Here is a 20,347-nt window from a genome sequence, read left to right as displayed (position 1 = left end):
CGTTGGCTGAGTTGCACTGCACAATACAGCCGTAGAATTGCAATTAGCTACCAATTCAGCAATACCCATGATACATGGTGTTAGGTATTCTTCCGGAAGCATCTGTACTTCATCAAAAATTATAACGCTATTAGCTATATTATGCAGTTTCCTACATTTCGAGGATCTGTTTCCATAAAGTGATTCAAAAAACTGTACATTTGTCGTCACAATAATCGGAGCGTCCCAATTTTCGGTGGCTAGATACAATTTGTTGTCCAAATTGTCTTTACTGTTCTCGGTATGCTCAAAGTCAAAATTGGAATGATGTTCTAACACAGCACTTTCACCAAATATATTTTTAAAGACTTTGGCATTCTGTTCTATAATTGATGTATAGGGTATCACATATATGATTCGATCCATTTTATGTTTTATCAAATGTTGGATTGCAAATGCCATAGAGGACAAAGTCTTACCACCACCGGTTGGCACTGTAAGTGAAAATAATCCTTTATCTAACTCTGATTTTTTAATACAATTACTCAATATTTCACGGCGTTTAGTGTTGATCATGCCATCACAATTAAACCTATCAATTTCACTGATAAGTTTCTTTTGATAGCCTATAAAATCATAAATGACTGACCTGTCCACTTTATCATCATTCATGAATTTTTCAGTATCCAAAAAGTCTGCATCAACCAATGCTGAATAAAGCATTCTTATAAGAAAAGATAACGAATAGCCCCCTTTTCCAAGAGGTTTAATATTCGGTATTACTAGCATTTTATAGTTACTAATATTTATTTCTGATTCATAGTTTGAATAGTCTGGGATATGATTTTTAGATTTCATTCTAGACATTAATGTACCTTCATGTAACTCATCAATTCTACTACCATAATTTTGTAGCCCACTATGATGACCTGCAATGCAATATGAACAGATGATACCAAAGGGCTTCATCTCATACATAATTATTGCACCAGCTGTTGAGTGGTCACATTTACTACCATTATTTAAAATTCTATTTTGGAATGCCTCAGAATATTTGCCTAAATCATGTAATAGGCCAATGATATATGCATATTCTTCATTGTTAAAGCTTTTTGCAAAACTTGAAGCATAGTTTGCCGTACTCAATAAGTGTTGCAATAATAATTGTTGGCTATCGTCTTCTCTTTTATGAGCTATATACATATAGACCCCTCCCTGCATTAAAATTTTCAATTATCTCATGAAAAAAATTAATTTTAATTATTTAGTTCTAATATCTCGCCTCAATATAAGTCTAACATTCTAATTGCATATCTACAAGGCAATATTAGTGTGTGTTTTATATTTTTCTGAGTCATCTATTGAGTCCCCTCTTGAGTCCATAAGAAAAAGACGTGCTGGCAGTCCCCTTTCTATAGGCTTTGTAGGTTACGAGGAATGTTCGAATCTCGTTTCGCGCTTTATCAAAACACTCAATTCTAAAACTAGAATTGAGTGTTTTTTATTGGTATAATAAATGTAGTCGAAAATTATACCCTGCAAAACTCATAATGCATCTGTGAATGAAATGATTTATATATGGTTAAAGGGTCAAAACTAAGTTTCACTAAATTCGCCTACCATATGTAGATTACGTTGATACATTCATAACTACATATGGTAGGTGAAAGTTCAACTATATAGTTTTGACGCCTTAACCATATATTAATACTATAGGATACATTAGGTAGATTTGAATACGAGGAGATCGGCAAACAATCAACTCACTCAATCCGGTGCGTGTACTTTATGTTATCGATGTGTGAATCTATGTCCTCAAAAAGCAATAACCGTACTGATCCATTCAAAGGTGAAAAAACAGTATAGGTATTGGATATATTAGTTTTCACGTCTGTTTCTTCTATATATTCTTCTTTTATTCTTCTATTTTGTGATGTATATCACATTCCATCCTCTTTTTGAATGCTACTATAAAGACAAGAGAAAACAATATTAGGTAGATACTAAGGAGGAAGATTAAAATGCAAAAACTAGACATTGAGCAGACCATCGGTGAAAGCGTAACCCTTCACCCTGAACTTGTAAAAGTATACATGGACCACGGCGTGGATTTCTGTTGTGGTGGTGACCGAACTGTTAAAGAAGCTATTGAAAGAGATGCACCTGATATGGATGCCTTAATCCTCGATGCAGAGAAAGCTATAGAGGTCGCGTCGGATTACACTGTTAATACATCTCATATGAAGCTTTCAGATTTCTCCACCAGTCAGCTCATTGACAGAGTCATTCAAGAGCATCATACTTATCTTAAGGCTGAGCTACCCATTGTTTCTGATTTAATGTTTAAGGTCTTGATGGTCCACGGCGAACGTCACCCGGAATTATTTGAGATTCACAAATTGTTTGGCAAATTAAAGACCGAATTAGAAGGACACCTCGTCAAAGAGGAAGTTCAACTTTTCCCTAGACTCATAGCAAATGACCTTAATTGCAAAGAACTCATTGAAGAACTTGAAGCAGAACATGATGAAGCGGGCGACGCCCTTCATGAACTCACAGACTTAACCAAGCATTTCAAATTACCTAAAGATGCATGCAGCACGTATCACATGGTTTACGAAAAACTAAAAGCTTTGGTGGCAGATATGTACATGCACGTACATACAGAAAACAATGTCTTATTTAAAAGATTTGTATAGAAAGGAGCATAAAAATGTTCAAAATTAATGATCGCATTACATGGGTAGGAAAGATAGATTGGGAATTAAAGAAATTCCACGGTGAAGAGTACTCAACTCACAGAGGTTCTTCTTATAATTCCTATTTGATTAAAGATGAAAAAACTGCACTGATTGATACCGTGTGGCAACCTTTTGATGAGGAATTTATTACGAATCTCAAAAAGGTTATTGACCTGAAAAAGATTGACTATATTATAGCCAATCATGCCGAGGTTGACCATAGTGGTGGTCTTCCTGAACTTATGAAGGAAATCCCAGGCACGCCCATCTACTGTACAGCCAACGGAATTAAGTCTCTTAAGGGTCACTACCATCAGGACTGGAACTTTATCCAAGTAAACACCGGTGATACTTTAGATCTTGGAGAAGGAAAGCTTATATTTATCGAAGCACCTATGCTTCACTGGCCAGATAATATGTTTGAGTATTATACCAAGGATGAAATTCTCTTTAGTAATGATGCCTTCGGACAGCACTACGCTTCCGAGTTTATGTATAACGATCTAGTAGATCAAGCTGAACTCTATCAAGAAGCTCTTAAATATTATGCAAACATATTAACACCTTTTAGCCCTTTGGTCACGAAAAAAATTCACGAGGTTCTAGGCTTTAATGTACCTGTAGATATGATTTGTCCAGCTCATGGTGTTATCTGGAGAGAAAATCCCTCACAAATTGTCGAGAAGTATCTAGTATGGGCTGACAATTACCAAGAACATCAAGTAACGGTCATCTACGATACCATGTGGGACGCGACTAAAAAAATGGCTGAAGCCATTACCGAAGGCATTAAGTCCGTAGATCCGACACTCAATATTAAGCTTTATAATGTGGGTACAGCCGATAAAAATGATGTGATTTCTGAAGTCTTTAAGGCTAAACTTGTCGTGGCAGGTTCTTCTACAATCAATAAAGGTATATTATCTGCAATGGCTTCAACCCTTGAAATGATAAAAGGTTTGAACTTTAAAAATAAAAAAGCCGCTGGCTTTGGCAGCTATGGTTGGAGTGGTGAATCTCCCAAACTCATGAAAAAGGCCCTTGAAGATTGTGGCTTTGATGTTCTTGAAGACGGCCTTGGTGTTCTTTGGAAACCGGATGAAAATGCACTCAAACTATGCCGTGACTATGGTACACAACTTGCTAATAAACTATAAAGTAATAATTGTAGTAAAGTGTCTTAAATAAAATATAATAATCACCTGTCCAAGGCATTGTATAACTTGCCGGACATGGTGATTATTTTTCGTCCTAATCGACAGGGTATAAACTTTGCATCATTTCCTGTGATGCATTAAAAATCTCATTGGTCCGGTTATAAAGACGATCCATATCTTCATAGCTACCGAGGACCCCACCTTCTTGGGTATTAATCCAATCTGTGACGGATTGTACGGTGAATGTAACTACCGGTGTCTTTCTCTCTTTTAGAATATCATCATAAGCGTGTTGGGTGGGCGCTGAGACTGTAAAATCTTCATCCAACATACCATCAAATATGTTGGGGCTAGATAGCTTCCATAAACAAATGGTCAGATTCTGACTGATATTCCTTTTATATTCAATTGGGGCGCTTGGATAATCCTTTAAAAATTTTTCTGAACGGTAGGCTCTTTCTTTTAATGCTTCCGGCGATATCGCCAAATACTCTTCAATTGTTGTAGGCTCAATTACAAATTCCGACAAGATGCTCAAGTAGGACTTGGTCATCTCGCCAAGATATATGCCATATTTTTCTAGATAGAATAAATAGTCCACTGTCGGATAAAAATTCCCTTCTGCACTATAGAGTCCATAGCCTTGGTCAAATAGTATTTGCAAACTACGCTTATAGGACGCATTATCCATTAGAGCTAATAATATATTTTTCTCATTTCCTAAGAAGACATAACCATTGGTAAAACGATCCGTATTTTTCTCATATATATCAAATAAATAAGCATGAATACCCATCATATCCTCTTCAAAAAGCAATTCCATCTGCTGGACTAGACCCACTTCTCCTCTAACAATCAGTTCTGCTAACATGTCGTCTGCTAAAGATATCTGAGCATTTCGGATGTTTTCATCAATATAAGTCTTAACCTCTATGATATCCGGACCGGTAAATAAAAATGCTACAAACCGATCGCGCATCAACTGCGCCTGAGTCAAATCCTCGTCTTCAGAATCTTGTTCGCTTTCTGAATGATCTACTTCTAAGTCAAGAGGATTTTGCGCCTCTGATTCTTCTTCTATGATTGATTGTTCCGGCACTTCTTCATCTATATCAACATCATTTTTATTACATGATGATGCAAGTAGCAACATTCCAAGTAACCCAATGCTTATCCATTTTTTCATGTGAACCTCCCGATTCCTTGATCTTATCGACTTCATACTATCACATATATGTTACATTTCGTTTATAATAGTCATACGATTGAGTAACATACACGATTTCTTGACCCATATTATATCTCATTCGTCTCTATATTTGTAGTGAGACATATGGTTCATGGCTTTTCTATATCTTTTATCTCATGTATGTTTTAATCGTTTTTGAAGTGATCAGAAAAAGAAGTATAAGTCTTCGTTTCACATGTATAAAACAGTACCCTTCTCTATTTTATAAAGCTTTGGTAAAGGCCTTAGCAATTCCCGAAGCCACTCTTGCATTGTTGTAAACCAACTGGATGTTTGTTTCGAGACTCTCACCATGGGTTAATTCCTTGACTTTCGCTAACAGAAACGGTGTTGAATCTTTTCCCTTAATACCTTGCTTATTTAATTCATCTAGAGCTTGTTCTATTGCTGATGTTATTTGTTCTTTGTCTTCTTCATAAGCCTCAGGGACCGGATTACCAATTACAAAACCACCACAAAGCTTCATGGACCATTTTGCCTCCATCATAGCCGCAACTTCTTCCGGTGAATCCACTCGAACATCAACATTAAACCCACTATCTCGCAAATAAAAGGCCGGTAGATGTTCTGTCTCGTATCCTATAACCGTAACACCTTGAGTCTCTAAGTATTCCAAGGTGAGCCCTATATCCAGAATAGACTTGATACCTGCACAAACTACCGCAACATTTGTTTGAGCCAACTCCATTAGATCTGCTGATATATCAAAAGTTTCACTTGCGCCTCTATGGACACCACCTATACCACCTGTTGCAAACACTTTAATACCCGCCATTTCTGCGATAACCATGGTTGTCGCAACCGTCGTTGCACCGTCTTGTTTTTTTGCAACAACAACCGGTAAATCCCGGCGACTACATTTAATAACCTCGAGTCCTTTTTTACCCAGATATTCTATTTCATCTTTGGATAAACCTACCTTGAGTTTGCCATCAATAATGGCTATGGTTGCCGGTACAGCTCCATTTTCTCTGACAATCTCCTCAACTTTCAATGCCGTTTCCACATTTTGCGGATAGGGCATACCATGTGAAATAATTGTAGATTCAAGAGCTACAACTGGTTTATTCATTTCAAGGGCCTCTTCAATTTCTTTACTTATTTCCAAATATCTATTCATCTCTTAAGTCTCCTTTATCATTTGTTTAATGTTATCAACACATAGGTTTCTTGCAATGGTATCTTTGCTCATAACTGTTATTCCAGATGCACCCAAACAAAAATCTACAAACTCTATGCCCTTGAGCTGATGTTGCAAACCATATACCATAGCCGCTGTAAATGCATCTCCGGCACCTGTCACATTTACAACCTTTGATACTTTTGAGTTTCTAAAAAAGCTATGTTCTCTATCTGTAAAATACACGCCTTTTTTACCTAAAGTAATAAATACCTTTTTTATACCCATATCAAGAAAGGCTTGCCCTGCCGACTCGATGTCCTTATTGGTGAAAATCTTTCTATCCAGTAAAACTTCCGCTTCAATAAGATTAGGTTTAATGCCATAGAAACCCTCCAATACCCCTTTGCCTCTGAGGGCCTTGGTCGTTGATACAGTATCAAAAATGAGCTTCGTGTTCTGTAAATGCCGTACTAAAAAATGAATGCTCGCCTCTGGAAGATTGGCATCGATTACAGTATATGCACTTTTATCAACTTTCATCAGCTTCGTCTTCAAAAAGTCCTCATTCAGCCTACTTGTTATGGACATATCAGATACAGCCGTGACCATATCTCCCTGATGATCCAAAATATAGAGATATGTCGATGTGCGTTCATTTGCAAGTAAAAGACTGTCTTCTATGTCAATACCTCGTAAAACGGCGTTCTCACGTACCATTGAAGCTTCAGCATCTCCACCCATAGCTGTTATTAACCTTACAGGAACTTCTAACATGGACAGATTTTCAGCAATATTTCTACCCACACCGCCTAGAGCGTGGTTGATTTTCCCCGGGTTAGAATCTGCCATGATTATAGCATGATTTGCTTTGCCTTGATAATCAACATTGGCACCACCTATGACCGTAATAGGATGTTCGGTATTGGTGATATAACCTTTGCCTTTAATGAAGCCTTTTTTCATCAAATTACTGATATGAACTCCAACTGATGCACGGGTAATGCCAAGCATTGCTGCCAGTTCAGCTTGAGAAATCATGGGGTCTTTTTCAATTAAATCAAACACTTCTCGTTCTCGTTCTGTCATAGTGCCTCCTAAACATTTGTTAGTATCACTTATATATGATTAGTTTACCATGTTTGACTCCTCATGACAAGCTCCATAAGTCTAAATACTTATAGGACATTAAGTTCATAATACGCTATTGATATTAGTATCGTTTTCACATTATAATCATAGTAGGTCTTCTTGAGTGGTTCATATATCCAAATTTGACAAAAGAGGTGAGTTACTTGCGTTTAATTTTTATTGCCGACAACGCCTATCCTTCCTTAATAAAACAACTTCAAGCATTAGGTGAAGTGATAACAATCCCAAAGACCAGTCATTTATATCCAGGTGTGGAGAATCACGTAGACTTACACGTTCATATTGTAGATCAGATTATCTTCTTATCCCGCTCAATCTCAGATGTGCTCTATAAACGATTAAGTACATTAGGGATTGATGTACGTGTCATTGAAGAAGATTTAGAAGCTGTGTATCCTAAATCCGCTCACTTGAATGCCTTGTCCTTCTCTAAATATTTTCTTCATCCAACATCCATCACCGCTAGTAAACTGAAAAAACATATTGATGCCAGCTCTAGAAAATGGATTAATATCAAACAAGGCTATGTCAGATGCGCCGCTCTCCCTATAGCAGATCAAGCACTCATTACCGCCGATGAAGGTATTATAAATGCTTGCAAAACGACTACCTTAAAGCTGTTGAAAATACAATCGGCTTTTGTCAGACTAGAGCATCATGCTTATGGTTTTATAGGCGGCACCGCCGGTCAAATCCATAGCACCCTATATTTTAACGGTGATTTGACCACACATCCAGATCACCAAAACATTGAAACTTTCATCAGGAAACAAGGCTGCACCATCTTTCAAGTTGATGGTATGCCACTTCAAGATATCGGTTCTATTCTTGTATATGAAGGAGATCATTTATGAAAAAACATATGAACATCCCTATCTTTGTGCCTCATCATGGCTGTCCTCATGATTGCATCTTCTGTAATCAGAAAAAGATATCCGGTTATAAAACCAGTTTTAATAAACATCAAATCCGAAAGGGGATTGAAATGTATCTATCTACAGCAAAGGGTGTTCATAACATTGAGATTGCTTTCTTCGGCGGTAGTTTTACAGGTATTCCTATAGAAGAACAAAAATCATATCTGGAACTGGCGACAGAATATATTCACAAGTACGACCTTAATGGCATAAGATTATCCACAAGACCGGATATGATCACTAAAGAAATATTGGACTTGTTACGTCATTATCCAGTTATTGGTATTGAACTTGGTGTCCAATCCATGTCTAATGATGTTCTTCAAGCTTCAAAACGCGGTCACACTGCTGAAGATGTCATTAACGCCTGCAAACTGATTCGTTCTTACCCATTTGAATTAGGTCTTCAGATGATGCTTGGTTTGCCGAAAGATACGGTGGCATTATCTCGCTATACAGCTGATCAAATTATCGGATTAGAACCTGACATGGTGCGCATCTATCCCACATTGGTTATAAAAGATACTGAACTAGCGACTATATATCAAGAGGGCCTCTATACCCCTTGGGACTTGAAAACAACCATTGATCTATGTCTTAATATCCTTCCACAATTTGAAGCCGCGGGTATCAAAGTTCTACGCATTGGTTTGCAAACAACACAGGAGATTCAATTAGGACAGGATGTTGTAGCCGGACCTTTTCATCCTGCACTTAGTCAACTTATTGAAGAAAAACGTCTTGTAAACTACATACTTGAATATGTAAAGGATATGAAGACATCTATTTATATAGAAGCAAATCATAGGCTCTATCAAGCTTTGGTGGGACACAAAAAAAGACATCTTTCTATTTGGTCCAATCATGATCCAGTTATTAATATTAGCCAAAATGCCAACTTACCAAAACATGTTCTTAAGATTGGAAGTACTTATCATAATGGCTATAATCATGGTATTTTACACCACACAGAATAACATGCTTATTGTATGTCTACTTCAAACTTTATTTTAATCAAATTTTTTTCATAATTTGTTCATAATCAATTTACAATTCAAAACCAAAGTGCTAGAATTATATGTAACGACATAATAACGTGTCTAATCATTTATTAAAAGGAGGTACCAAACTTATGAGGTTTGAAAAAAGAAGTCAAAAGTTTTTAACGGTACTGATGGCATTAACTCTTATTTTTTCGAGTTTTGGGTCAGTAACTATCTTCGCAGATGCACATGCAGAAGATAATGTTATTTACATTTTGCATACGAATGACATGCACGGCCGCGTTAAGGAAGACAGATTTGATGGCATGGGCTTAGATCTAATTGCCGCTATCGCAAATAGCTATCGCGATGAACACGATAATGTACTTTTATTTGATTCTGGTGATGCTTTACATGGTATGCCAGTGGCAACACTAGATCGTGGGGAAAGCTACGTTAAATTAATGAATGCAATTGGCTATGATCTATTTGTTCCTGGTAATCATGACTTTAATTATGGAAAAGAAAGATTGCTTGAACTAAACGAACTGGCTAGTTTCCCTATGATTGCTGCTAATGTAATCGTTAAAGATACTGGTGATTATTTTTTACAGCCCTATAAGATTTATGAAATTGGTGATTATAAAATAGGCGTTTTTGGTCTTACAACGCCGGAAACATTATATAAAAGTCATCCTGCAGGTACCGAAGGCCTCGATTTCATTAATCCTATCCTATCAGCGCAAAAAATGGTGGACGAATTAGGTCCTCAAGTCGATGTTTTAATCGCTTTGTCTCATTTGGGCAATGATGACAGTAGTCTTAATAACGAAACAAGTAAAGGTGTTGCAGAAGGTGTCGACGGCATTGACTTAATTATTGATGGTCACAGCCATGAAACTTACGAAAATGGTCTGATGGTTAACAATACTTTAATTGCAATGGCCCAAGATTATAACAAAAATCTTGGTGTTGTGGAAATCACAATTAGTGCTGCCGGTGATAAATCATTAACTGCAAGTCTAATTAAGAAAGAGGACGCGCTTGTTAACTACGAGCCAGACCCAACAGTTTTAGCTTTGATAAATGAAATCTACGAAACACAAGGCACACTCTTATCTGAAGTTGTAGGTAATACTACTGTTCATTTAGATGGCGCTCGTGAAATGGTACGTGTACATGAAACAAACTTAGGTAATTTAATTACAGATTCTATGGTTTGGGCTACTGGTGCTGATTTCGCATTTACAAACGGTGGTGGTATCAGAACTTCTATTGAAGAAGGTGATATTACAAAAGGTGATATTATTACAGTCCTACCCTTTGGAAATGTAGTTGTTACAAAGAAAATGTTAGGTCATGATATTATGAAAGCTTTAGAGATTGCTTCTTCTGCTTATCCCGAGCCTGCCGGAAAATTAGCACACGTCTCTGGACTCACTTATACAATAGACCCTAATCAAGCCGAAGGCGAACGGGTTAGCGATGTCATGATTAAAGAACAACCTCTTGTTCTTGATCAATATTATGTTATGGCAACAAATGACTTTTTGGCTGCTGGCGGTGATGAAATGTCAATGTTCGTAACAGCTGAAACCATTACAGATTTCGTTGCAATGGACCAAGCCTTAATAAACTATATTGCAGAGCTTGGAACCGTTTCACCTATGGTTGAAGGTAGAATTAGAACCATCGCTTTAGTTGAAACTGAAGAACCTGTTGTTGTTCCACCAGTCATTGTACCACCTGTGGTTACACCTCCAATTGTTGAAGTACCCGCTGTATATGTCGTTCAATCTGGTGATGTATTATGGAGAATTGCTAAAACTTATGGTTTCACTTGGCAAGAATTATCTGAGTTCAATCAGTTAAAAAATCCACATCTCATCTATCCAGGCAACAAAATTCTCATTCCAAGTAATTAAGGATTCAACAATTCCAACATAAGATTTCTTACTGAAGTAGGCAAAGGGACCGTCGTTATCGACGGTCCCTTTGCCTACTTTTTTACCCATTCATGCTTTTATGATCCTATAGGGTTCTTAATGATGCGCATTGCATTAATAATAGCAATAAGAGCAACACCTACATCGGCAAATACAGCTTCCCACATACTTGCTAGTCCTCCTGCGCCTAAAACCAACACAATCAACTTGACACCCATAGCAAAAGCAATATTCTGCCAAACAATGGCTTTTGTTCTATTTGCAATAACGATCCCATCCACAAGTTTATAGGGTTCGTCTGTCATAAGCACAATATCTGCTGCCTCTATAGCTGCATCTGAGCCAATACCGCCCATAGCAACACCAATGTCTGCTCTGGCAAGAACAGGTGCGTCATTAATACCATCACCTACAAATAATGTCTTGCCTTTTTTCTGTTCTTTAATGATATCTTCAAATACTTCCACTTTTTCATGGGGCAATAGGCCAGCATAGACTTCATCCATTCCTAATAAAGAGCCTATTTTATAAGCTACAGATGGTAAATCGCCTGTTAGCATTACGATTCTGCTAATACCTCTGGCTCTTAAATCTGTAATCGTCTTCTTACTATCTGCTTTAATCTCATCTGATATGATGATATATCCCATGTATATACCTTCTTTTGCTATATGCACCAAGGTTCCTAAGTGATCTGCAGATACGACTTCTATACCGTAATCTATCATTAGCTGATGGTTACCTGCAAGAATCTTATTTCCTGATAGATTTATGCTTATACCTTTACCTGCTATTTCTTCAAAGTCACTAATTTTCTCCGCATCCACAGCCATACCATAGGCTTTTATAATCGATTTACCTATAGGATGGTTTGAATAGTATTCTGCATAGGCGCCTAACTTGATCACTTCGTTTTCTGTAGTATTTACCGGAGCTATCTGTGTCACTTTGAAAACACCTTTTGTAAGTGTTCCTGTTTTATCAAAGACTACCGTTGTTACTTGGTTAAGCCCTTCTAGGTAATTACTACCTTTGATCAAAATACCATGTTTAGAAGCCCCGCCAACACCACCAAAAAAACCTAAGGGGATTGAAATCACTAAGGCACATGGGCATGACACAACCAAGAAAATCAAGGCTCTATGAACCCAAGTTCTAAAGTCCTCACCTTCCATAATTAGAGGTGGTAAAAAAGCCAATGCTAATGCTAAATAGACGACAATCGGTGTATAATATTTGGCAAATATAGTAATGAATTTTTCTGTTTCTGCTTTTTTACTTGTAGCGTTTTCAACTAAATTAAGAATTTTGGATACTGTTGATTCGCCAAAAATCTTCGTGACACTAATTTCGATGAGCCCGTTAGTATTAACCGACCCGGATAATACTGTGTCACCTTCTGATACTTTACGTGGCACTGACTCACCCGTTAAAGCAGACGTATCTAACATAGCAGAACCTTTAACAAGAATACCATCTAGTGGAACTCTTTCACCTGCTTTAACCCATATTCGATCATTCACCATAAGTGTATCGGCCATGACTTGAATGAGCTCTGCTTTATCACTTACCCACGCAACATCTGGTCGTATATCCATAAGATCTGCAATAGATTTTCTGGATCTGTGAACAGCCATATCTTGAAACCGTTCACCAATCTGATAGAATAACATAACCGTCACAGCTTCAGGGAACTCGGCAATTGCAAAGGCGCCAAGGGTAGCTACTGACATTAGAAAATTCTCATCAAAAACCTTACCCTTCATAATATTTCGCCCGGCAAGGATAAGTACATCACCGCCAATGGTCAAATAAGCTATTAGGTAGATGGAGAACTCTACTATTAATGTTTGTTCCAAAAACAATCCGGCAGCAAAGAACAATGAACCTATGATAAGCCTTATCCATATATGTCTATCCTTCCATGATACTGATGCTTGATTAAGGCCCCTAGTTATAGGATCCTTTTTTATAACTTTTATACCACTTTCAATTTGATCCACTTTTTTTTGTAAAATCGGCAATAAATCAAGATCAAGAGCCAAAGTCTCAATAGTAATGGTTTGAGTTGCAAAATTAAGATGTGCTTGATTAATTTCTGAAAGTCTACTTACTTCATCTTCAATTTTCATAGCACAACTATGACAATTTAAACCTTCTAGAATATATTCATGACTCATAATAGCCTCCTGTATAATCTTGACATATGTATACTTGTTCATATATTGATATTATACAGCCAAACATATAATTCGTCAATCAACAAATTATATCCTTTATCCTTTTTTTACATTTGTGGTATAATGAAAAAAGATACCAATTCGACCCTTTTGAAAGTATATAAGGAGGTTACTATGTCCTATTACAAGAATATCATACATTTTTACGATCAATTGTTTCCTTTAGACCAAGATAAACTTGATTTTGTTAATACAGGCTCTTACCCAGCGCAGAAAATACTCGATATCGGTTGTGCTACCGGTGCTCTTTGCCACGCACTATACCACCTAGGTCACGAAGTTGTCGGAATCGACATAGACAAACAAATTATTGATCACGCTAAAGGACTACATGATGATGGCCCTACTTTCCATTCCCTTGACATGTTAGATCTCAAACAACATTTTGAAGTTGCTGCCTTTGACCAAATTCTTTGCTTTGATAATACCCTTGCGCATTTACCTAATGAAATGGCGGTTCGACAATTTTTCAAAGAAATGTCTAGCGTTCTTAAAGATAAGGGCATTTTTAAATGTGAGGTCGTTAATTATGATCTTGTCCTCTCCAAAGGTATATTAGAACTACCTGTTATTCAAGTGGATGATCTTATCTTAAAAAGACACCAATGTCTTGAGCAACAATGTATGGAGTGTTATACCGAGTTAATCCATAATGGTGAAGTCGAGAAAAACTGTATACCCCTTTTCCCCGTGCGTTATGAACAACTTCAGTTTCTTTTAAAAGAAGCCGGTTTTACAAAAATTGAACTTTACCGTGATTTTAAGAGAAACAAGCCTGAAGGTGATCAAATATATAACATTATAGAGGCTAGGAAGTAAAGCTTTACAACTTTGTAACCGTTACCTGTCTAGCCCTATCGTACACATCATCCAAGTCTAATCTCGGATAACCTTCAACTGAGATTGTTAGAGCACTACAAGCTGTAGCAATAGCCAAGCAATCATGTAATGATTTCTTCCTACACAGGCCATAGATAAACCCCGCTAACATAGCATCACCGGCACCTACCGTACTGATAATGTCAACATCTATGGTACCACCGCGATAAGCTTCTTCTGCCGACACTAAAAGACTGCCTTTTGAACCCATAGAAACAAGTACATATGTCGTTTTATACATCCTTATGATTTCCCTGGCTGCTTTTATAATCTCTTCATCGTTCTCCAGCTTACGACCTAATGCGTTTTCAAGTTCGTGAATATTGGGTTTAATAAGATAGGGTTCACCTTTCAAACCTTCCCTTAGTACATCATCGTCAGCATCCATTACTATTTTGACTTGTTTACCATAGCGATTTGCAATATGTTTATATGTATCTTGAGCTAGGCCTTCCGGCAGACTTCCGCTCATAACAAGATATTCACTTTTCATAGCAACGGCGTCCAATTTCTCTAAGAATCCTTCATAACTATTCAAGTCAACACTCAGCCCTGATTCATTTAAGTCTGTCGTTCTGTTTAGGTTTTTCTCAACAATCTTTATATTGGTTCTTGTGTGACCTGGAACCTCTATAAAGTTAACAGCCATTTGATCTTTTTTAAAATACTCAAGAATTTCATGCTGATTCGATTGGCCGAGTATGGTCATGTTCATCGTTGGTAAAGTAAATCCGGATAAAATACGTCCTACATTAATCCCTTTGCCTCCAAGATCTTCTCTAATCTCACTAACGCGGTTTACTTCACCATAATTAATACTATTAATATGAATCGTTCTATCTAATGCCGGATTAAGGGTAATTGTTGTTATCATAATATACCTCCTGTTTTGTAATGAGCTAATATTGGTTTATATGTTAAAGTCCATAGGCTACTAACCCGATAAATATAATAAGCTACTTCGTTTTTACTTTAGCAGACTCAGCTGAAAAGGAGTTCTTTATGATTAAAGCATATAAGTCCGGTTTTATTAAGTTAAATGATGAAAGTGCAAAAAGAAAAGGCAACTACTTAGTCATCGAAATGACCGTAAAAAGCCTTTCATTCATTCATCTTATAATCATCAGCCAAGACGGCTTAGTTTTTGCCGAAGCTATTGATTCTATGACTGAGATTACAGGATACCATCGATACAAAACCAAGTCCCAGGCTTACATCGGTGCCGGAGAGCTCATTGGTCTTGATACCAAAGATAAAAACGGAATGATTGAAGGCTTGACCATACAACTGGGTTTCAATTATCATCTTACAGCACAAGCCTTCGGTGAGGGATTGCTTAAACTTTCAGGTCAGCGGTAAGTCTTTCTTTCATAATTTTGTATGCGGCTTCCGCCAGATTGTCCCAATGGTTGACTTCATCAAAGCCTATAACGAACCAAGCCAACATAGGGGCTTTGTTCTTAAAAGGATTCAAAGCTTCATATTTGATCTCGCCGTGTTGTCTAATGTCGTAACTTTTACCTAGCTTAAATACCATACTATCCCCATAATAAAACGCAAACACTTTATTATTGTGAACAAGCGCAGGAGATGACATCATTTTACCATGATGAACATCTTCATATTTTTGTACCATTTTTTCAGCAATTTGATCATAACTAAGCTTTGCTTTTGCCATGTTCAGCCTCCTTTATTATAGGTCTTCACCCATCATATGTAACTGTTTTACGAACTGATTGGCCACCCTGCCGGACATACCTCCCTGACGTATACTCCATTTCTTCGCTTCTCCTTCGACCCACTTTCGGTTATACTCTAACTTCTCTTCTTGAATCATCTTAAAAACCATTTCCAAATAAGCCTTTTGAGTTAATGACTCGAAAGTAAGATACAGGCCAAAGCGATCTGATAGAGATGTCATTTCTTGAATAAAGTCTTGTAAGTGTATATCACCTTCACGATCTGATCTTACTTCTTTAATTAGATGCCTTCTATTTGATGTTACATAGAAAGCTACATTGTTTGTTTCATTTAGAACGCCACCTTCTATAAAAGATTTTAGAAATTTATATTCATCTTCATTGACCTCAAAAGATAAATCATCAATAAAAATGATAAACTTTAAATTAGAGGTCTTAAGCTCTTCAATCAAACTCGGCAGTTGGCTAAGTTGACCTTTATGGAGCTGAATCAATCTTAACCGCCTATCTTTATACAAATCCACAATCGCCTTAATTGATGATGACTTACCGGTACCGCTTGCACCCACCAATAAAGCATGGTGATAAAATTTACTTTTCACAAACGCTTCTGTATTGTTCTTTAGCCTTTCTTTTTGGATGTCGTAATCATATATATAAGACCATTTTAGTGGTTCATATTTTTCTATAGGCATAATTGTATTGTTCGTCGTCAAATAATAAGCCACATGACTTGAAAATCTTCCTGTTCCTTGACTTCTTATCATAGCCACAAACTCGTCACACTGTTGGTGAAAAATAGGCTTGTCTCTTACAGTCTTAAGAAAATCCAAATAACAATTCACCTGACTATACTGACTATTTTTACTCAATAGAAATGTTAGTAGACCATGTTGATTATCTATATCATGAATGGCTTGGTCAACATCATAGTGAATCAACCAATTGATAATCATCAAATCATTTTTAATACAAGCATAATCAAACTCGGTTAATTGATAATTCTCATCAATCAGTTTAGAAATAATGTGATTTTCAGATTCTATCATCAGCAGCATGATATGCTCCATAAGCGTTTTGCCATATTGCACCAAGTCTTTAACCAAGTTAAAGTACGATTTCTGTCGTTCATTATAGTCTTTTTTAGTTATTAGATTATAATAATTACATACAATTGAATCCTTCTCCAACTTGGAGTAGATAACTAGATTCTTAAGTTGATGGGACATAAGGTTGGCCTCCTTTATTTCACCACATTGTTAATGGCACGAATTAGTGCTTCTTCAACTTCCTCTGCAAGTGATTTTAAAGCCGGATTTTCCTGCAAAGCAATTAAGGTCGTTGGCAGTATCAAACCCAGTACCTGGTTTCCCTTTTCTTCATAAATGGCCATTTTACATGGCAAAAAGTAACCGGCACTTATATCAATATCCAAAACTTTTTTTGCCGCTATTGGATTACACACTTCTAATACAACAAAATCTCTGTCAAACTCCAGCCCTTTTTCCTGAAGTTTGTCTTTCATGTTCAATTCCCAGAGAATACCGAAACCTTCTTCTTTAAGTGACTTTTCAAGTTTACTTCTTACTTCTGTTTTAGTTAGATTGGTTACAACTTCATATCTAATATCCATTTGAACGCTCCCTTTCTTGGATCATTTTCAGATAAACCTTCTGTAGATTTGATTTTTTGGTAGTCATTCTTAATATAGTTAAAGGGTCAAAACTAAGTTTCACTAAATTCACATAGCATGTTATGTAAAAGTTCAACTATATAGTTTTGACGCCTTAACCTTGATATTATTATATAACAAACAAACCCATACAACAAGTTATGTTCCAGGTAAGAAAAGAAGCTCCGCTTCGTTATGGGCTCTGCTCATATTTCTGAACGGTTCGAAAAGAAAGTCCTACTCTAAATTCAGCTATATTTTAAAGCTGAATGCTAGAGTGGGACTTTCCTAGAGAATTAAAAAAAGATAGCATAGGTTAAGGACATGTTGACCTCTCTCCTGCTACCTTTACAATATTGTAGGTTTAAAAAAACATACCTTCATCACCAATAAAATCCGCAACTTCAGACATAGTCTCCGTAAGTACCAATTCATCGATACCAAGTAATGTCATGGCATCGTCAGAGAAGTTATAATTCAGCCCATCGATTCCTATGTTATAGCCCATCATCATCATCAGACCATCTGCAATATGTATCATTGCCGTCATCTTGGGATTAACGATTGCTTTCTCCGGGTTGTGATGGCATGCTATAGATTCTATTAAGTCTTGGGGTAAATTCCACTTTTCAGCAATCCTTGCACCTACTTCACTATGATTATAGCCCAAAACTTCCGTTTCCACTTCAAGAAATGATTTATTATGCAACTCAACTTCTTGAATGATCTGTTCAAACTGGTCATTCATATAAGTATCTAAGATGACCTTCCCAATATCTCTAAGTAAACCAGCCGTATAAGCCTGATCTGGCTTAGGAAACTTGACTTTTTTTGCAATGGCTCTTGCCGTTATGGCACACATCTGAGACTGACGCCATAATGCTTCTCGTTCAAGTGCGTATCCAGGCAACTCTTTTTCCATTACCTTACCCACAGTTGATGCAAAAACCATACTTTTTATAGCCTGAAAACCCAACAACACTGTTGCCTCAGAAACAGACTTAATATTTCTTGACACACCATAATAAGATGAATTGGCCAAGCGTAATATTTTTGTTGTTAAGCCTTGGTCTTTCATGATTTCATTTTCAAGTTCTTTTGCGCTTGACTTAGGATCCTCCGTTATCTGGATGATACGGTTCACTGTCTGAGAAAATACAGGAATCTCATCCACCCGACTGATCAATTCTTCCAGACTCAGTTTCTTCATTTAGGGCCTCCTTACGAGGATATGCTAGAATAATTTATCTTTTATGGCTAGCCAAATATTCTACATACTTGCCTGTACCAATTGCTACACAAGTTAGGGCATCCTCCGCCACAATAACATTGATACCGGTCTTACTCTCAATTAATTGGTCAAGGCCTTGAAGTAAACTACCGCCACCGGTCATCACTATACCTCTTTCGGCAATATCAGATGCAAGCTCAGGTGGTGTTTTTTCAAGAACACTATGCACCGCTTCCACAATGTTTCCTGCGGCTTCCCTTAATGCTTCTTCTGTTTCATCCGATGTAACGGTTATGGTTTTTGGTAAACCGGTAATTAGGTTACGACCACGAATATCCATTTGAATAATTTCCGGTCTTTTGAAAGCGGTTCCTATTTTAATCTTTATTTCTTCTGCTGTACGTTCACCAATTAATAAATTATGTTTTTTCCGCATATACCTAACAATCGCTTCATCAAAAACATCACCGGCAATCTTGATAGACATACTGACAACCGTTCCTCCAAGAGAAATAACCGCAATATCTGCTGTACCCCCACCAATATCCACAACCATGCTACCACAGGCTTTAGAAATATCAATGCCTGCTCCAATCGCTGCTGCTATAGGTTCTTCTATGATTTCAACTTTCCTAGCACCCGCTTGATAGGTTGCGTCTTCAACAGCTCTTTTTTCCACTTCTGTCACACCACTTGGAACACAAACTGTTATACGCGGTTTTCTAAGTTTTCGTCCGACCGCTTTACTTATAAAATACTTCAGCATTTTTTCTGTTACAGTGTAATCCGAGATTACACCTTCTCTAAGTGGCTTAACCGCTATTATGTTGCCCGGCGTTCTACCAAGCATGGTTCTAGCTTCATTTCCTACAGCCAAGATTTTATTTGTATCACGATCAAAAGCAACAACAGATGGTTCTCTTAAAACCACGCCTTTACCTTTAATATAAACCAGAACATTTGCGGTACCAAGATCAATTCCTATATCTGTACTAAACATATTTGTTCCCCTTCCATTTATCTCTACTTGAGCTATTCTCAAGTTCAATGACGACGATATCTTCTATATTATAACTAAAAAAAAGTATTTTTGAAAGCTTTTTTAAATATTATATTTGCTTATGTGGTCAAAACTATATCCTTACATTTTCACATACAATATATGGTTAAGGCGTCAAAACTATATAGTTGAACTTTCACCTACCATATGTAGTTATGAATGTATCAACGTAATCTACATATGGTAGGCGAATTTAGTGAAACTTAGTTTTGACCCTTTAACACTATTTATAACCTGACATTTCTTAATTATTTCAAAGGGACTGCATTAGCAGTCCCTAAATTATTGAGCTTTTGAAAGGTCAACTGGTGTGTTTTTCAG

The 20,347-nt window shown here is 36.9% G+C and carries 19 protein-coding genes; 8 read left to right on the top strand and 11 right to left on the bottom strand.

The genetic code is table 11. From position 1 onward, the window contains the following. The coding region (locus AC6F8J_RS02465; RefSeq protein WP_500720689.1) for a CRISPR-associated endonuclease Cas3'' at positions 1 to 1,182 on the bottom strand (1,182 nt) is incomplete at its 3' end. 529 nt (positions 1,183 to 1,711) lie between these two features. On the opposite strand from AC6F8J_RS02465, the gene AC6F8J_RS02460 reads away from it, so the two are divergent. The 3 genes from AC6F8J_RS02460 to AC6F8J_RS02450 all read left to right on the top strand — a co-directional run bounded on the left by AC6F8J_RS02460 (position 1,712) and on the right by AC6F8J_RS02450 (position 3,877). Further along, entirely contained in the window at positions 1,712 to 1,861 is a 150-nt protein-coding gene (locus tag AC6F8J_RS02460; RefSeq protein ID WP_500720687.1) for a 4Fe-4S binding protein, read from the top strand. A 139-nt stretch (positions 1,862 to 2,000) separates the two neighbouring features. Continuing rightward, the gene (gene ric, locus AC6F8J_RS02455; protein ID WP_500720685.1) at positions 2,001 to 2,678 is read left to right on the top strand and encodes an iron-sulfur cluster repair di-iron protein; all 678 of its coding nucleotides are present in this window, start codon (positions 2,001 to 2,003) and stop codon (positions 2,676 to 2,678) included. Between the two features lie 14 nt (positions 2,679 to 2,692). Continuing rightward, positions 2,693 to 3,877 (top strand): anaerobic nitric oxide reductase flavorubredoxin, encoded by a 1,185-nt coding sequence (locus tag AC6F8J_RS02450; protein ID WP_500720683.1) that lies wholly within the window; start codon positions 2,693 to 2,695, stop codon positions 3,875 to 3,877. Positions 3,878 to 3,971: 94 nt separating this feature from the next. Here AC6F8J_RS02450 and AC6F8J_RS02445 read toward each other — a convergent pair whose 3' ends face one another. The 3 genes from AC6F8J_RS02445 to AC6F8J_RS02435 all read right to left on the bottom strand — a co-directional run bounded on the left by AC6F8J_RS02445 (position 3,972) and on the right by AC6F8J_RS02435 (position 7,335). Then, positions 3,972 to 5,063: a hypothetical protein gene (locus tag AC6F8J_RS02445; protein WP_500720681.1), complete on the bottom strand. Its 1,092-nt coding sequence runs from the start codon at positions 5,061 to 5,063 to the stop codon at positions 3,972 to 3,974. Positions 5,064 to 5,328: 265 nt separating this feature from the next. Further along, a complete protein-coding gene (locus AC6F8J_RS02440) occupies positions 5,329 to 6,246 on the bottom strand; it encodes a pseudouridine-5'-phosphate glycosidase (protein ID WP_500720679.1) in 918 nt (305 codons plus the stop codon). Between the two features lie 3 nt (positions 6,247 to 6,249). Continuing rightward, the gene (locus tag AC6F8J_RS02435) at positions 6,250 to 7,335 is read right to left on the bottom strand and encodes a PfkB family carbohydrate kinase (protein ID WP_500720677.1); all 1,086 of its coding nucleotides are present in this window, start codon (positions 7,333 to 7,335) and stop codon (positions 6,250 to 6,252) included. Positions 7,336 to 7,541: 206 nt separating this feature from the next. Between AC6F8J_RS02435 and AC6F8J_RS02430 the strand changes: the two genes are divergently transcribed. The 3 genes from AC6F8J_RS02430 (at position 7,542) to AC6F8J_RS02420 (ending at position 11,223) form a co-directional block, all read left to right on the top strand. Next, the gene (locus AC6F8J_RS02430; protein ID WP_500720675.1) at positions 7,542 to 8,252 is read left to right on the top strand and encodes a DUF6873 family GME fold protein; all 711 of its coding nucleotides are present in this window, start codon (positions 7,542 to 7,544) and stop codon (positions 8,250 to 8,252) included. After that, positions 8,249 to 9,292, top strand: coding sequence for a radical SAM protein (locus tag AC6F8J_RS02425; RefSeq protein ID WP_500720673.1), 1,044 nt, complete (start codon positions 8,249 to 8,251; stop codon positions 9,290 to 9,292). Before AC6F8J_RS02430 ends, AC6F8J_RS02425 begins: the two co-directional genes overlap by 4 nt. A 281-nt stretch (positions 9,293 to 9,573) precedes the next feature. Continuing rightward, positions 9,574 to 11,223, top strand: a complete 1,650-nt coding sequence (locus AC6F8J_RS02420; RefSeq protein ID WP_500720671.1) for a 5'-nucleotidase C-terminal domain-containing protein — start codon at positions 9,574 to 9,576, stop codon at positions 11,221 to 11,223. Positions 11,224 to 11,321: 98 nt separating this feature from the next. Here AC6F8J_RS02420 and AC6F8J_RS02415 read toward each other — a convergent pair whose 3' ends face one another. Next, complete coding sequence (locus AC6F8J_RS02415) at positions 11,322 to 13,424, bottom strand: heavy metal translocating P-type ATPase (protein ID WP_500720669.1); 2,103 nt, start codon at positions 13,422 to 13,424, stop codon at positions 11,322 to 11,324. A gap of 174 nt (positions 13,425 to 13,598) precedes the next feature. Here AC6F8J_RS02415 and AC6F8J_RS02410 point away from each other — a divergent pair, with 174 nt between their 5' ends. Next, positions 13,599 to 14,303, top strand: a complete 705-nt coding sequence (locus AC6F8J_RS02410) for a methyltransferase domain-containing protein (protein ID WP_500720667.1) — start codon at positions 13,599 to 13,601, stop codon at positions 14,301 to 14,303. A 4-nt stretch (positions 14,304 to 14,307) separates the two neighbouring features. On the opposite strand, the gene pfkB is transcribed toward AC6F8J_RS02410, so the two are convergent. Continuing rightward, on the bottom strand, positions 14,308 to 15,237 hold the full coding sequence (gene pfkB / locus AC6F8J_RS02405; protein WP_500720665.1) for a 1-phosphofructokinase: 930 nt from the start codon (positions 15,235 to 15,237) through the stop codon (positions 14,308 to 14,310). 128 nt (positions 15,238 to 15,365) lie between these two features. Here pfkB and AC6F8J_RS02400 point away from each other — a divergent pair, with 128 nt between their 5' ends. Further along, positions 15,366 to 15,722 carry a hypothetical protein gene (locus AC6F8J_RS02400; RefSeq protein WP_275842648.1) on the top strand — a complete coding sequence of 119 codons (357 nt, stop codon included), beginning with the start codon at positions 15,366 to 15,368 and terminating at the stop codon, positions 15,720 to 15,722. Here the strand turns inward: AC6F8J_RS02400 and AC6F8J_RS02395 are convergent. The 5 genes from AC6F8J_RS02395 to AC6F8J_RS02375 form a co-directional block, all read right to left on the bottom strand. Next, positions 15,700 to 16,041 (bottom strand): hypothetical protein, encoded by a 342-nt coding sequence (locus AC6F8J_RS02395; protein WP_500720663.1) that lies wholly within the window; start codon positions 16,039 to 16,041, stop codon positions 15,700 to 15,702. The genes AC6F8J_RS02400 and AC6F8J_RS02395 overlap by 23 nt on opposite strands. Positions 16,042 to 16,056: 15 nt before the next feature. Continuing rightward, complete coding sequence (locus AC6F8J_RS02390; RefSeq protein WP_500720661.1) at positions 16,057 to 17,292, bottom strand: DUF815 domain-containing protein; 1,236 nt, start codon at positions 17,290 to 17,292, stop codon at positions 16,057 to 16,059. 14 nt (positions 17,293 to 17,306) lie between these two features. Further along, positions 17,307 to 17,696 (bottom strand): DUF302 domain-containing protein, encoded by a 390-nt coding sequence (locus AC6F8J_RS02385; RefSeq protein ID WP_500720659.1) that lies wholly within the window; start codon positions 17,694 to 17,696, stop codon positions 17,307 to 17,309. A gap of 403 nt (positions 17,697 to 18,099) precedes the next feature. Further along, on the bottom strand, positions 18,100 to 18,945 hold the full coding sequence (locus AC6F8J_RS02380; protein WP_500720657.1) for an HDOD domain-containing protein: 846 nt from the start codon (positions 18,943 to 18,945) through the stop codon (positions 18,100 to 18,102). A gap of 34 nt (positions 18,946 to 18,979) precedes the next feature. Next, positions 18,980 to 19,966, bottom strand: a complete 987-nt coding sequence (locus tag AC6F8J_RS02375; protein ID WP_125137389.1) for a rod shape-determining protein — start codon at positions 19,964 to 19,966, stop codon at positions 18,980 to 18,982. Positions 19,967 to 20,347: the final 381 nt, after the last annotated feature.

This window comes from Petrocella sp. (assembly GCF_059865615.1).
The sequence above is the reverse complement of the archived record's forward strand: the minus strand, read 5'-3'. Positions and strand labels throughout refer to the sequence as shown.